Annotated in this window: 13 protein-coding genes; 5 read left to right on the forward strand and 8 right to left on the reverse strand. The window is 50.4% G+C overall.

What is annotated here, in order from left to right; all coding sequences use genetic code 11:
- Positions 1 to 147: 147 nt before the first annotated feature.
- Positions 148 to 585, reverse strand: coding sequence for a hypothetical protein (locus AC1S52_RS15690; RefSeq protein ID WP_482029963.1), 438 nt, complete (start codon positions 583 to 585; stop codon positions 148 to 150).
- Between the two features lie 125 nt (positions 586 to 710).
- Positions 711 to 2,222 carry a site-2 protease family protein gene (locus tag AC1S52_RS15695; RefSeq protein ID WP_482029964.1) on the reverse strand — a complete coding sequence of 504 codons (1,512 nt, stop codon included), beginning with the start codon at positions 2,220 to 2,222 and terminating at the stop codon, positions 711 to 713.
- Positions 2,223 to 2,747: 525 nt separating this feature from the next.
- Here AC1S52_RS15695 and AC1S52_RS15700 point away from each other — a divergent pair.
- Positions 2,748 to 3,392, forward strand: coding sequence for an MBL fold metallo-hydrolase (locus AC1S52_RS15700; RefSeq protein ID WP_482029965.1), 645 nt, complete (start codon positions 2,748 to 2,750; stop codon positions 3,390 to 3,392).
- Between the two features lie 62 nt (positions 3,393 to 3,454).
- On the opposite strand, the gene AC1S52_RS15705 is transcribed toward AC1S52_RS15700, so the two are convergent.
- Complete coding sequence (locus tag AC1S52_RS15705) at positions 3,455 to 4,762, reverse strand: toprim domain-containing protein (protein ID WP_482029966.1); 1,308 nt, start codon at positions 4,760 to 4,762, stop codon at positions 3,455 to 3,457.
- A 240-nt stretch (positions 4,763 to 5,002) separates the two neighbouring features.
- On the opposite strand from AC1S52_RS15705, the gene AC1S52_RS15710 reads away from it, so the two are divergent.
- Both AC1S52_RS15710 and AC1S52_RS15715 read left to right on the forward strand, forming a co-directional pair.
- A complete protein-coding gene (locus AC1S52_RS15710) occupies positions 5,003 to 5,485 on the forward strand; it encodes a hypothetical protein (protein WP_482029967.1) in 483 nt (160 codons plus the stop codon).
- 8 nt (positions 5,486 to 5,493) lie between these two features.
- Entirely contained in the window at positions 5,494 to 6,273 is a 780-nt protein-coding gene (locus AC1S52_RS15715) for an HAD-IIB family hydrolase (protein ID WP_482029968.1), read from the forward strand.
- Positions 6,274 to 6,280: 7 nt separating this feature from the next.
- Here the strand turns inward: AC1S52_RS15715 and mreD are convergent, their stop codons facing one another.
- The 3 genes from mreD to AC1S52_RS15730 all read right to left on the reverse strand — a co-directional run bounded on the left by mreD (position 6,281) and on the right by AC1S52_RS15730 (position 8,754).
- Entirely contained in the window at positions 6,281 to 6,844 is a 564-nt protein-coding gene (gene mreD, locus AC1S52_RS15720; RefSeq protein ID WP_482029969.1) for a rod shape-determining protein MreD, read from the reverse strand.
- Positions 6,841 to 7,632 carry a rod shape-determining protein MreC gene (mreC, locus tag AC1S52_RS15725; RefSeq protein ID WP_482029970.1) on the reverse strand — a complete coding sequence of 264 codons (792 nt, stop codon included), beginning with the start codon at positions 7,630 to 7,632 and terminating at the stop codon, positions 6,841 to 6,843. Before mreC ends, mreD begins: the two co-directional genes overlap by 4 nt.
- Before the next feature lie 120 nt (positions 7,633 to 7,752).
- The gene (locus AC1S52_RS15730) at positions 7,753 to 8,754 is read right to left on the reverse strand and encodes a rod shape-determining protein (protein ID WP_482029971.1); all 1,002 of its coding nucleotides are present in this window, start codon (positions 8,752 to 8,754) and stop codon (positions 7,753 to 7,755) included.
- 638 nt (positions 8,755 to 9,392) lie between these two features.
- On the opposite strand from AC1S52_RS15730, the gene AC1S52_RS15735 reads away from it, so the two are divergent.
- Positions 9,393 to 9,758: a single-stranded DNA-binding protein gene (locus AC1S52_RS15735; RefSeq protein ID WP_482029972.1), complete on the forward strand. Its 366-nt coding sequence runs from the start codon at positions 9,393 to 9,395 to the stop codon at positions 9,756 to 9,758.
- Between the two features lie 264 nt (positions 9,759 to 10,022).
- On the opposite strand, the gene AC1S52_RS15740 is transcribed toward AC1S52_RS15735, so the two are convergent.
- Together AC1S52_RS15740 and AC1S52_RS15745 are read right to left on the reverse strand one after the other, a co-directional pair.
- The gene (locus AC1S52_RS15740; RefSeq protein ID WP_482029973.1) at positions 10,023 to 10,982 is read right to left on the reverse strand and encodes a 3D domain-containing protein; all 960 of its coding nucleotides are present in this window, start codon (positions 10,980 to 10,982) and stop codon (positions 10,023 to 10,025) included.
- Positions 10,958 to 13,087, reverse strand: coding sequence for a hypothetical protein (locus AC1S52_RS15745; RefSeq protein ID WP_482029974.1), 2,130 nt, complete (start codon positions 13,085 to 13,087; stop codon positions 10,958 to 10,960). The genes AC1S52_RS15740 and AC1S52_RS15745 overlap by 25 nt, the downstream gene beginning before the upstream one ends.
- 370 nt (positions 13,088 to 13,457) lie before the next feature.
- Between AC1S52_RS15745 and AC1S52_RS15750 the strand changes: the two genes are divergently transcribed.
- Positions 13,458 to 13,853 (forward strand): (2Fe-2S) ferredoxin domain-containing protein, encoded by a 396-nt coding sequence (locus tag AC1S52_RS15750; RefSeq protein ID WP_482029975.1) that lies wholly within the window; start codon positions 13,458 to 13,460, stop codon positions 13,851 to 13,853.
- The last annotated feature ends 14 nt before the right edge of the window (positions 13,854 to 13,867 follow it).

A 13,867-nucleotide genomic window follows, 5' to 3' on the forward strand; every position in this document is an offset into this window, starting at 1 on the left:
CCAGATGTATCAAAAAGTTAGGGCATCTAGCGGGAGGACTAAGTACTCTCCTATGACTCTCCTAATCATACAGAAATGCTGTTCCGTTTTTGATCTCTGGCGTTGAGACAATCGACTTTAGGGCTGACCCGTTTGTTCCGCACAGGATTACTGAAATGTAGTTGCCAGCCGATATTCAGTCAAGACTTCATCCAATGATGGATTTGCCTTCCCTTTTCTATTCACAAAAACAATCGGGGCATCGCCCGCCATTAATTGATTAAGTTGAAAAATATTTCCCAGCCCATCATCCGAAGACATCGCCACGGAACTAGTCTGTTGATAGGGAATGTTTAGCTTTGCTAGACCACTCGCCAGTGCCCTGGTACGGACTCCCTGGGGGCGGTTACAGTTCGGTCCCACAATCAGCACTTGATTGGCGACGGCTCCTTCCGGCAAAGGGGCTTTAACAAAGCCAGTTTGAGTTGCCACCCTGGCAGCCGTTGAACTGGTTGCAGATCTGGAATTCATCATCATGCCAACCAGCAGAAGCAGAATGCCGATACCCGACCCAATGACTGCTAGAACCAGTGTGGAACCCTTCATAGAATTTCTGATAGAAAAGTGTATCTAAATTCTAATCAGAGAAATGGGTCTACCCTGCGATTTTGATCACATCCAGACTCCTGATTTACCTCTACCGATGCCCACTCTAAATTGAATTCTGATTCCTAAATATTGAGCCACTGACCGAGGAACGTGGGCACAGGCAGGATGATCAATAGCAGTAATGCCATTGTTAAGATGCCCCACAGGTCTCGACGGTTATCCAGTTCGGTGACATCGTTCAGGGCGGGTTCGTCGGTAGCTGGCACCAGGAAGAGAATGATTGCCCACACCATCAAATACGGTAGTTGCGGTTGGGCAAAGGAAAGCACGAGCAGCAAGACGCGGGCAATTTGACCGATCGCTGCCCCCGATCGCTGCCCAAACATGGCGTGGATAATATGCCCCCCATCCAGTTGACCCACGGGCATCAGGTTAAATGCTGTGACCACCATGCCTAGGCAACCCGCCACTGCAACGGGATGGAGCCTGACGGCTGTTTCTGCGGTGAGGTTGCTACCCATTGCCAGCTTGCTTAACAGCGCCAACAAAATCGAGAAGCTGGGATCAAACGCCTGGAAGTTGAACATATTGGGTTTGGCAGGCAGGGGCACCAGGTCAGAATGAGCCAATCCCCAGAGCAGTAAAGGCAGGGCAATGATGAACCCACAGAGAGGACCTGCAATCCCGATATCAAATAATGCTTTGCGATTGGGGATGGGCGATCGGATCTGGATGAATGCGCCAAATGTTCCAAACGGGAACAGCGACATGGGAATGACCGGGATGAAGTAGGGGAGGGTTGCCTGGATCCGGTAGCGTCGTGCCGTCAGATAATGCCCCAATTCGTGGATCCCTAGAATTGCCATGATTGCCATGGCATAGGGCAATCCCATTGTCAGTGCTTCCAGGTTGAACCGAACGGGTTTATCTGCCAGTTCTGCCCAGGCAAAAGCAGTCGTAAAGAAGGTGGCAACCAGCAGACCGATCGCCAGCACAGGACGGGTCACGGGTTCAAACGGTTTAGCCTGGGTTGGATTAGCGGTGGCAACACTGCGCGATTGGGGGTTAGGCACCAGCACAAAAAAGGGCTTATCGTTGGTTCCTTCTTGAAAGACGACGTGGAAGCGATCGCCAAATTTATCTTCAATATTTTCCCGAATAGTCTGGTAAGCAACCTCTGGCTTACTCCGCAATTGCCCGCGACAAATGACTGCCTGGGGACGTAGCTCAATATTTTGCAAATAATAAACTGCCCAGGGAAAACAATTTTGCAGGCTGTTTTCTTCTGCTTTGTTAATCGGACGGGGAGTAGAGATGTCAGGGGCAGATTCTGTCAGGGTTCTTGGTGCTTGCCCTTCTTCCTGAGCTGCCGATGAGTTCACTGCCGGAGGGGTTGAAATCCTGCCCCACTGGATCAGAAACCAGTAGAGCATGAGACAGACAATAAACGGAATAATGAACAACTCTGGCGGTGGCTTCTCATTACGGTTGACCAATGCCCAGCCGTTCCAGATAAAGGCAGGCATCATCACCACCAACCACAATAGCCAGGTAGGTGTGCGAGTCACACTCGAAACGCGCTGCACAATAAAGTAGGTAATGATTCCCAGCAGGAACAGCAAAATCAAGTTCATGCGCCTATTCTCATTTAATCTCCAAGGAGGGGCTGCCTGTCAGGCTAGTATGGTCTTAATCCAGAGCAGAAGTTGTATGCTACTCCAAAACTCATGAAATGCTCTCCTGATTGCGCCATCCAAGCAGCTATCCCATTAATATTCAAGCCGCTCCTCTGATTTAAGTAGGATCCAGAACTCACCCAGGGATCTGTAAAGAATTATTTTATCGGTTGGAAAACCTCAAAGAATAACCCCTTACTTATTCCAGCCTCATAAATTCAAGCCTGACGAACCACTAGTTTATAAGCCAGAAGACAAAATTGGGAGCGTTGATTCATTAAGACTTTTCAAACCGTTCCACTGTAAGTCAATCTGAACCCATAGTCTTTGAGCCAGTGCTTTCGCCGTAATGTTTTCCAGATCGGCTTTAAGCCAGGTATCCTAGAAAGCCCTAACCTAATCGCATACCATCCAGTGCATCCAGATTCAGCCTCTAATCCGCATTCGACTACTGACAACAAGCAGGTTATGGGGCAACCTCAAATGTCCCATAAACTCCCTCGCATCGTCCTTCATCACCAGGAAGGCACCGCTCCCCACAAAATCCTTGCTTTTCCGCCAAACCGCGATACTCTTGGTGGAACTGCTTACCTTATTTTAGACGAGGTTAATGTCCTGGTTGACTGTCCGGCATGGGATGAAACAAATCGGGCGTTTTTGCAAGAGCAGGGTGGGGTTCGCTGGCTGTTTTTGAGCCATCGGGGTGGGATTGGCAAGGTGCGTGAGATTCAGCAAGCCTTTGGCTGTGAAGTGCTAATCCAGGAGCAAGAGGCATATCTGTTGCCAGACGTTTCTGTAACCCGGTTTGAGCAAGAGTTTGACCTAACTCCTCACTTGCGAACCCTTTGGACTCCGGGGCACTCTCCTGGATCATCCTGTCTCTACTGCGATCGCTTTGGGGGGGTGTTATTTTCGGGTCGGCATCTGCTGCCTAATCCTCAAGGGGAGACGGGTCCTATCAAAACGCCAAAAACGTTTCACTGGCGCAGGCAACTCCTGGGTGTACAGCGGTTGGTCAATCAATTCACCCCGGAAACTTTAAATTGGATCTGCCCGGGGGCGAATATCGGATTTTTGCGGGGTAAGTATGCGGTGGAGGACGCTTACCAGTGTTTGACCCAGGGGTGAGGGGTGTTCGCCTTTGACGTTCCCCCAGGGTGAGGCGGTTGGGGGCAGAGGCAGACAGGGTTCTAGCCAAAGCTTTCAGTTGTGTAATATCCTCCAGATTCCCCGACCAGAAATAGTCCCCCCATATCCGTGTCGCTGCCTAACTCACGGCTTCCAGCTATACCCCGGTTCAAAATATGGATCAGTCGTTTGGGGGTAAAGGATTCCAACTCCACGAAATTTCCCGCTTCTAACCAGATGATTTCACTGCCAGATAAGGAATAGCGAGCTTCGGTTGGCATCTGTCGGGCGGCGGTAGCGGAGTCTGTTGAGGTTTGAATAAACATTCCTGGAGCAGCCAAAACCTGACGGGGAGACAGCCCAATATCAATAATGGTGATGCTGCTATCTGGAAACCATTGAGGACTCGATCGCAGACGATGTACCAGCCCCATTCCGCTGGGGGAACAGTCGTGCAGGGCGTAAACCTTGAGATCGGGGTTCCGCCGCAGCATTTCCATCGCTGTATGGAAGATGCTTTGGGGATAGCCAGTAATACTGAGAATGGCGCAGTTGTTTTCAAAGTGAAAATTGTTGGCGATCAGCAGTTGCGCAACGGTAGACCTATCGCAGACGACCAGGCGATCGAAACTGTAGGCGGTCACATCGGAGTTGATTACAGCCGGAGCCTGTTCTTCCCGTGGCGGCGGAAGCATTTTTTCGACTGCACCATTCACTTGCTGCCATTTAGTTACCCAACCTGGAAAGTCTTGCTGAATCACAAGTGTTTGACCAATCTCAGATTGGTTTAACCGTTGCAGGATGCCTAAATAAATTGCGCCTATGCCCAAAGTGACCGCCGCGACAAAGGGAAGGAATAAATCAAAAATTACCAGGCTGATAAGTCCAGCCACAAACAGGATTCCGCCTATAATCTGTAAATTTCTAGCAGACCGTTTGCGGCTCCGATAGTTGCCTTTAGGGGATTCGCTGGCACGGTAAAGAGCCAGGATAAAAATGACATTCACTACAATCGATACCAGCAGAAAGGGCCATATTGATCTCCCGACCGCTACAGACAAAAGACCCCCAATCAAACCAGGTGCCCAAATATTAAAAAAAACAAACAGAAAGAGCAGCAAACCCAGGGGAGCGGTTCCTCTGGTTCTAAAGCGATTGTCCAGGAAGTAGAGGAGCTGTTTGTAAGTAAAGAAGAGGGTGTCATTGGCAGAGAGATCGGCGATCGCCTTAGCAAACATGGGGTCTGTAATTTTCGTTGTCCCCATGCTGGTCGGCTCAAACACAAAGGGATGCTGACAGTTCTTACAGCGACCAGTGTTGCTGGTTCGATCTTGTAAAGTGTTGTCTGTTCCGCATTGGATGCATTTCATGAAGGAGAGGGATTAGGGGTTTAGGTAAATAGATGAGCAATCAGGGGTGGTTGCCTCTATCGTTTCTGCCGGATGGGGTAAGGAGAGTCGTGCGTGGTCAGGATTGAAAAAGGCTGTATACTTCAGCTTCATACTTTATTCTTCCTACTTTATCCTTCCCGGTGAAACCTTTATACTTGAACCTTTCAGACTTCAGCCTTTCTAGATGTCAGTTCAACGCCAACTATTGGGAGATACAGAATGGCAAGGATTGATCAGCTTCTGCCATGGAAATCTAATTCCAACGAGTGCTTTGTCGCAATCTCTTACGAAGGTGAGGTGGTTGGGTTTTGTAAGTCAGACTTTGCCAGCCAGATAGTTGAAACCCTGAATGAAGACGAGAAACTTCGTAAAGCACTGCACCTGGCTTGTTATGACCTGGTTGCCCGATCAGGCGGCAGCACGTCTAGCATCAACGAGCTGATGCAGCAGTACATTGCACGAGCAGCCCGTCCCAAAAGTGGAACGGGAGCGATCGCCCTCCTGTTGAAGGAGCGCCAAAAAGAACTCGATCTGACCAATGAGGAATTTGCTAAGTTCTGCGATACCTTCCGCTTATCCCGTGAAGATCTGAAAAATATTTACTCCGGCGTAGAGATTGAAAACACCCAACTAGCTCCCCTAGCTCGCATCCTGGGAATGACCGTGGACGAGCTAATTGATGAATGGCAAGGAAGAAGATGAGCCTACCCATGCCTTTTAATCCTCTTTCGCAGGCATTGACTGCCAATCATTTTCAGTCCGTCCAACTGATTGCAACGGATCTGGATGGAACCTTAACCCTGGCTGGGAAGTTTACTTCCATCTTGCTGCAAGCCTTAGAGAAGCTGAATCAAGCAAACATTCCGGTGCTGATTGTGACCGGGCGATCAGCGGGTTGGGTGAGCGCCGTAGTGAACTATCTGCCGGTTTGGGGGGCGATCGCTGAAAATGGCGGCGTGTTTTTTGCAGGCGATCCCGAATCGATAACGTTACTGCCTCCAATTACAGATTTAGCCCAGCACCGCCAGGAGCTTGCAAATATTTTTCAGCGTCTGCAAAGTAAATTTCCCCAAATTCGGGAAACGGCTGATAACGCATTCCGCATGACAGACTGGACCTTTGATATCGCAGGGCTTGCTCAGTCAGACATTCAACACATGGGCAAACTCTGTCAGGACTGGGGATGGGGATTCACCTACAGCACGGTTCAGTGCCACATTAAGCTGATTCACCAGGAAAAGGCGATCGGGCTGCTACAAGTGTTGCGTCAGTATTTTCCATCCATCACCCCAGAGCAGGTTTTGACCGTTGGCGATAGCCCGAATGATGTCAGCCTGTTTAATGCCAGTCAATTTCCCCTATCCGTTGGCGTGGCAAATGTGAAGGACTATGCAACCCAGCTCATCCATCAACCTGCCTATGTCACCACCTATGCCGAAGCAGAGGGATTCTGGGAACTGACTCAAGCACTGCTTGCAAGATCGGTGTGACCCGAACTTAAGATTGGGAATCTAATTCACTCATATACTCCCACCAGCGTTTGAGGGGAAAGTAGAGGACGGGTGCCCAAAGACTGCTGAGAATGGCTGAACTCAGGGCAATCAGTTGGTGATAACTCCAGATCTCCACCAGGGAGCGATCGCCCTCAAAGGTGTACTGAAGTGCCATCACCGTTTCTGCCAGCACTGCCATGCCAAAGGCAATCAGTGCCACTGAGATAAAGTCCTCTTGGAGGTACCGTTCCTTTTGTAAACGGGCAGTCAAAACCCCAACCAGCATCAAACTGAAGATATGGGTAGGAGAAGGGGCTGTCATCCCATCCTGAATTAGTCCCAGCACTAACCCTGCCATTGCTCCCTGAAACATCGTGCGTTTAATACTCCAGGCAATCACCCAGATCAGGAGCCAGTTGGGTCCAATCCCAGCCAGTTCCATTCCTGGCAAGCGGGTTGGCAAAATAAGTAAACAAAAAAGCAGCGACCCAACGGTAACTGCACAGTTAACCAAAAGCCGGGAAAAAGGATGATCTTGCCAGCTTCGACTGAGAGATTCACTCTTCATAGCTCAGGATCTAGCTGCGGCTTAGAAGGGGCGGTGGTCTGGGGTCGGGGAATATGGGGATAAACCACTGCCCACTCTAAAAAACTTACGGGAGCAGAAAACTCGATAATCGCTTCTGGTGCAGGACTTTTATTCAGATCTACCGATTCTACTCGTCCGATAGGCAACCCGGCTGGAAAGAGCTGACTCAAAGCGGAGGTGGTTACCACATCGCCCCGCCGTACATCGGGAACTTTATCAAAAAAGACCATCACCGCCCGGTTTGTATACTGCCCCCGGATATAGCCCATAAATCGACTACGGCTAATAGTCACACCCACTCGACTAGAAGGGTCACTCAGTAACAAAACTCGACTGCTATGGGAGGTTACACTGGTCACCCGTCCCACCACTCCCCCAGGAGCCATGACAACATAACCATCTTTAATTCCATCTTCACTGCCACGCCCTAAAATGACCTGTTGCCACCAATGGCTGGCACTGCGCCCCACCACCGGAGAAGAAATCCCTGGAGATTGCTGCTTCTGGGAAACATAGCCTAAAAGCTCCTGTAAGCGCTGATTCTGGCTTTCAAGCTCGGTTAGACGCTGTTGCAACTCCTGGATCTGGGCATTTTCCAGCACCACCTTTTGAGCGGGAGCTTGCTGAAAGGGCCGAGTCATAAACTGATACGCCTCAAACAACAACCTTGCCTCGGTTTGGCGCACGAGCACAGCAGCACCAATGGCAAGGCTTGCCAGAATAATTTGGACTTGATGCCGTTCCCACCAGCGACGGACTGTAAACATTACAGGAAATTTGTGAGATTAGTCAGACTCAGTTCAATCAAGGGTTTAGAAAGCAAACCGGCTTTCAACCAAAAGGATGTTTCAATGATCAGGAAGTTAGTTGGCTATGCCAGTTTGGGTCTAATAGTTGCGTGAACGGGTGCTGAAAACCCGCTGTAATTGCTGGAAGTTTTCCAGAACCCGCCCTGTACCCAGCACGACGCAACTAAGTGGATCGGCAGCGACATGGACAACAATTCCAGTTTCGTGGCTAATTAACGTATCAATTCCCTTCAACAAAGCACCACCACCAGCCAGCATAATGCCGCGATCAATAATGTCGGCTGCCAGTTCAGGGGGAGTGCGTTCCAGAGTGCGCTTAACTGCATCGACAATCACAGCTAGAGGCTCTGACATGCTTTCTCTAATTTCTGGCGCTTTTGCGGTCACCGTGCGGGGCAAGCCAGAGAGCATGTGCAGACCCCGGACTTCCATAATGGCATCATCGCCAACGGGATAGGCAGAGCCGATGGTAATTTTAATTTCTTCAGCGGTGCGATCGCCAATCACCAGGTTATGAACCTTTTTCATGTACTGGGAGATAGACTCGCTCAACTCGTCTCCTGCGACCCGAACCGACTCACTTAACACCGTTCCCTGCAAACTCAAAACAGCAACTTCAGTAGTGCCGCCACCAATGTCAACAATCATGTTGCCGGTGGGTTCAGCGACTGGCAACCCCGCCCCGATCGCGGCTGCTACGGGTTCATCAATCAGATAAACTTCGCGGGCACCTGCTTCTTTTGCCGCATCTTCTACAGCACGACGTTCTACGCCAGTGACACCGCTGGGGATACCAATCACAATTCGGGGTGAAACCAGGGTTCTACCCTCATGGACTCGCGCAATAAAATGCTTGAGCATCAGTTCTGCCGTATCAAAATCGGCAATCACCCCATCTCGGAGCGGGCGCAAAGCAACCACGTTGCCAGGAGTCCGTCCCAGCATTCTTTTTGCATCTTCCCCAACTGCCAGGGGAATTTTTGTATCCTGGTCAATCGCTACAACTGAAGGTTCTTGGAGAACAATTCCTTTCCCTGATACATAAACCAGGGTATTTGCTGTACCAAGGTCGATACCCATGTCCCGTGAAAGGGAAAACCGCTTGAAGAAATTCACTATTCTCTACGCCTCTAAGAACGAATGACCTAACCACCTAATACACGCTGATGCAATCAAAGTTGGATTCTATTACGTTTTTGATCATGAGTCTACTCAGAGGCATAATCCCCTAAAAAAGGATTACCTGATGGGCAGTCCATGCTAGTTGAACTGAGTCTAGGAGGAAGTTTATTTAGCGTTGGCAAAAGTCTAATAGGTAATTCTAACCATTAAAGCCAGACTGTATCACAAAATCCGGACAGTTTTAGGATCAGCAAATTCAATTAGAACTCACAATCTAAACCTTTTTATAGAGATACAGCCATACTTTTGCCCTCATACCCCTAAAAAAACTTATGGTAAAGTGATCGTAAAGGTTGCATTTTTAACCTAAATGAGGATGCAAGATCCAAATTTCCTCATCCATTATCCCTATAGACAAGGGGTTTAGGGTCAGGGTTAACAGACTGGGGGAAGAAGCACCCTTTGTATAATTGAAGAAATCCTTTTGTGAAGCCGAGCAACCTCTCTCCCCTCCACATCCATATTCCTTACAATTGAGAACCGCTATAGAATTAGGTTCACTTTATTCAGGATATCTAGCTGTACTGGAAAAAATTATGAGTCTCAACTCTGTAACGCTGGTAGGGCGGGTTGGTGGCGAACCCGATGTGAAGTATTTTGAGTCTGGGAGTGTGAAGTGCAGTTTAACCTTGGCAGTCAACCGCAGATCTCGCAATGACCAACCAGACTGGTTCAATCTGGAGTTGTGGGGCAAACAGGCTGAGGTTGCCGCAAACTACGTGCGGAAGGGAAGCCTGATCGGGGTGAGCGGTTCACTAAAGTTTGAATACTGGAAAGATCGCAGCACGGGTAGCGATCGCTCCAAACCTGTGATTCGAGTTGAGCGCTTGGATCTATTAGGATCCAAACGGGACAGTGAGGCGGAGATGGGCAGTAGTGGGGGTTATGATGATGAGTTTTAGTTAAGCCGGTGGTGGAAACTTAGGGGACAGGTGGTAGGGGATAGGAACAGGGGATAGCCAACGTAGGATGGGTAGGTTCTTTCCTCGAAATCGCCTTAGAATCCTGGATTTAATAACCCCGTAAACTGTATGGGCGGGTTTAGCAGTCCAATTTGTCTGGCGTGATGGATTTGACGACAAAACCCACCCCTACCCAATTCCGAACTTATTTAATTCTCATTCCTTAGGGGATAGAGAACGAGGGCAGGAGGACGGCTTTAATGTTCAGCGGCTTCTGTGCAGTGCCCAGAGTGCCTGGGCAATTTCAGCATCCTGCACCAGAAATGCCTGGAATGTTCCGCTGGAACGGCTGGTGATGAAGGGAAAGGGAGTGCGATTATCAATGCCAATAAACACATCGATATGGCTCCCCTTGATAGCGCTGCCCACATCGGCAGCAAAAAAGTAGCCATCATGAACCACCCGCTGACCAGAGGGCAGGGTGACTGTTTTTCCCCGTGCCTGGGGGATGTAAAGAACTGAGCCAAGGGGGATTTGACTGCGGTCAACGGCGACTGTGCGGTAGGGAACCAGATTAAAGCCATCGGTGCCGTAACCGTAGGGAGCGATCGCAAGGGTAAAACGGACTCGATTAACTTTGGCGATCACATCTCCAGACAGGCTGGAAAAGAACCTTGAGCAGTCCACCTGGGGGTTGGGACCACGCCCTGCAAAATTGTAAGTGCTGGCTTGCCCTCGCTGGTCACTGACCATGACAGTGCCCTGCAAGGCGGCATAACACCAGTCCCGGTAGGAGAGGCTAGGACCAAGGAAATTGCCGGTTGGGTCTAGAAGAGGTTGCCCATTGGGAATGCTTTGTGCCTGGTGGACATAATAAAAGGTTGCCCATAGGGTGAGGGGGCTTGCCTGGGTAGGGGTGGCATCAATTTGGAGCCAGTTTCCTCGCCACCGCACAGCAGACTTTTTGGCTTGCTGCCAGACGGTCTTGGACATCAATGGAGGGGGAAGCGTTGTTAGTGGTTGGCGGTTGGTGGTTAGGGAGGGGAGTGGGGTAGGGGGGATAGGGTCAGGAGTCAGGGGTAGGGGGGATAGCTGCTGGAAGGAAAAACTGGGGTGGGCGCTAGCAGGCGGGGTTTTAAGAATAGGCGATAGGGTGGTGATGGGTACCCCCAACACCGCCAAGCCAGGTAAGAGTGGGGCTAGAGTCCTAAGGTTCGCTTCCATGTTTCAATCAACTGTTGGGCTTCTGAATAGGCAGCAGCACGGGATGGAATCTTTTGGGCGATCGCGATCGCTCCTGGCATGTCGTAGCTTGCCTGGGACTTTGCCACTTGCAAAAGTTGCTGGCTCCACTCATTCAAGGCGAGGGTGGCTTCGCCCTGTAAGGTGCTTGAGGAAGTCAGCCGTTCAGCGGCTTGAATGGCACTGGCTAGGGCGCTGGGGGAACCTGAGTTGGCTAACTGACGAGCTTCTTGCATGGCTACCATTGCCTGTGCTTTAGCCGCTTCTTCGTCTAACTGATCGCGCCATCGGCGAATATCTGCCTGTGCCTCACCGTGTAATGAACGTCCCGATCGAATTTGCTGCGCCAGATTGACTGCCCCCTTGAGATCGCCTGCATTGGCATAATCCCGTGCTTGAAGCAAAATTGGCTCATCCTGAATCCGTTGTACCTGGGCAGTCCATTTTTGAACTTTGCTGCGAGCTTCCTTAGACAGGGCACGTCCTTGACCAATTTGTTCTGCCTGGGCGATCGCCGCTTGCAGAGAAAGGATGTCGTCACTACTGGCAAGCTGGTCTGCCTGCTCCAAAACGGGACGGTCTTGAATCGTCTCAATTTGTGTTCTCCAGCGGCGGATCTGCTGTTGCGCTTCATCCCAACGGGGGTTGGTGCGTCCAACCAGGTTCGCTTCTGTAATTCCAGCATTCAGTGCCTCGACTGAACCTGCCTGGGCAACGAATCGGGCTTTGTCTAGCTGGGCGATCGCTTCGATTTCTAACTGCCAGCGGGTAATCAGTTGTTGTGCTTTACCGTAAATAGGGCTGTTGGACCCAATTCGTTGCGCCTGGGATATCGCCTCCTCCACGGCAGGGACAGTATTTTGCCAGACCTGCGATTGGGCATTTGCGAGAATCGTAAAATCCCTCACCTCATCTTTCAAATTGGCTTTTGCGGGAATTTTATCCAGAATATTCAGCGCTTCTTTCAAATCCTGGCGGTCAAGGGCTGCCTGTGCCATCTGTATCATTTTGCGTCCAAAGGTCGGGATGGCTTTCTGAGCCGCCTCATAGAGATAACTTTCGGGGCGAATAGACTCCGCTAACTTAATCGCCTCCAGCAGGTTTTTCAGCCCTCCGTTGTCTGCCAAGCGGCGTGCTCTCCCCAGCTTTCTACCATCCTCTCGTGTGACCGTAATGCGGCGGCTCAATTCGTCAAATTTAGTCGTTCGCCAATACCGATTTTCAACCTCCAGCAACCGAACGGCATTTGTAAACGCCTGCTGAAAGTTTTGTTGACGCAGGAACTCTTCAGATTTCTTGTAAATCTCCTCTGCCTCAGCCCAGACTAATTGCCACTGCTTAATCCGCCCCTCAATCAGCTTGTGGGCAGTCACCTGACTAGGAATGCGACGGGCAGAAGCGATCGCAGCTTCCAGCCTGCCAGCGTTAAAATCCTCTTCTGCTAATCTCAGTACATCCTGTGACCACTCCTCTACTAGCCGGTTCGCTTCTTCCCGCATGGGGTGGTCAGGCGGCAGGGAGTCAATCAGGGCGATCGCCTCTAAATAGTCCTTCGTCGTTTGCTTACTGGCTGCCAACCGGGCACATTCAAACCGCAGTGAAGCAGAAGCGAGGGGCCAAAAAATTGCCGGACAATTCGGTAACCCAGGAAGCTGCAATAGCAGTAGCAATGCCACGGCTCCCGATCCTGTACAAAGGACAATAGTAACCGCCAGCCATAGCTTCCAGCTATACAGCCAGCGCTGCCACCGGGAACGATCTGGCTCCGGTCGAGGTGATCCTGGGGCAGACCGTGAACTTGACTGATCAGGCATGACCTGATGAGAGGGCACCGATCGGGCAGCAGGACGAGATCTGGTTTGAGAGGCTGGTGCAGGCTTCTGACGACGAGGAGCACGGTAAAGCTCTGCTTCTGGAGGAACCGCAGAATTTTCGGGAGATGGAGGGTGGGGCGATCGCGGTGCAGATGCTTGATTGGGCGGTAAAGGTCGATAGCGAGATGAGGACTGGTTAGCCCATTGTGGATCCCCTCCCTGGCTTGGAGGCTTACCCGGTTGACGTTTAGGAATTCCCCGATCTCTAGTCATATGCCCAAAGACAACGGCACTGCCGTAATCGCTCCTCAAACCAAGTGCATCGTTGACATATCCTACTCTTCAATGCAAAAAAAGCCAAATTTGATGGTGATAGTAGGGGCGGGGGAGAGTTTGAGTTGAAAGTTTTGAGTTTTGAGTTGAAAGTTTTGAGTTTTGAGGGGAGAGTTAGGAATGAGAATTAAATAAGTTCGGAATTGGGTAGGGGTGGGTTTTACCGTCAAATCCATCGCACCAGGCAAATTGGACTGCTAAACCCGCCCGTACAGTTTGCGGGGTTATTAAATCCAGGATCCTTAGGGCGTGGGGATTAGGGAATAGATTTCTGATCTTTGGGATCTTATGATGAAGATGTGGAGCAGTCATGTACAACAACTATTCAGGGTTCAGCCTGCTATTCAGGGTTCACCCTGCACGGACTCTGCCTTTACATCAAGACCCATCCATGCCACTTGCTGCCCAGGCTTCGACTCAATTACCTGAACATGCCAGATATGTCCTGGTTTGTCAGAACCGAACTTGCTTAAAGCAAGGAGCGGCGGCGGTATTCGCTGCATTCCAGGCAACCCAAATTTCCGGCTATACCATTCTGAAATCAAGCTGTATGGGACAGTGCGGCAATGGACCAATGATCAGAGTTCTACCTGAAGATATCTGGTATCACCGGGTGCGCCCGGATGAAGTTTCAGCTCTAATTCAGGGTCATTTGATCGGGGGACAACCCGTTCAGGCAATGCTTTACCCCAAATTTAATGCCTAACTTTCAACTCTCAA

This window comes from Kovacikia sp. CALU 1929 (assembly GCF_056784235.1).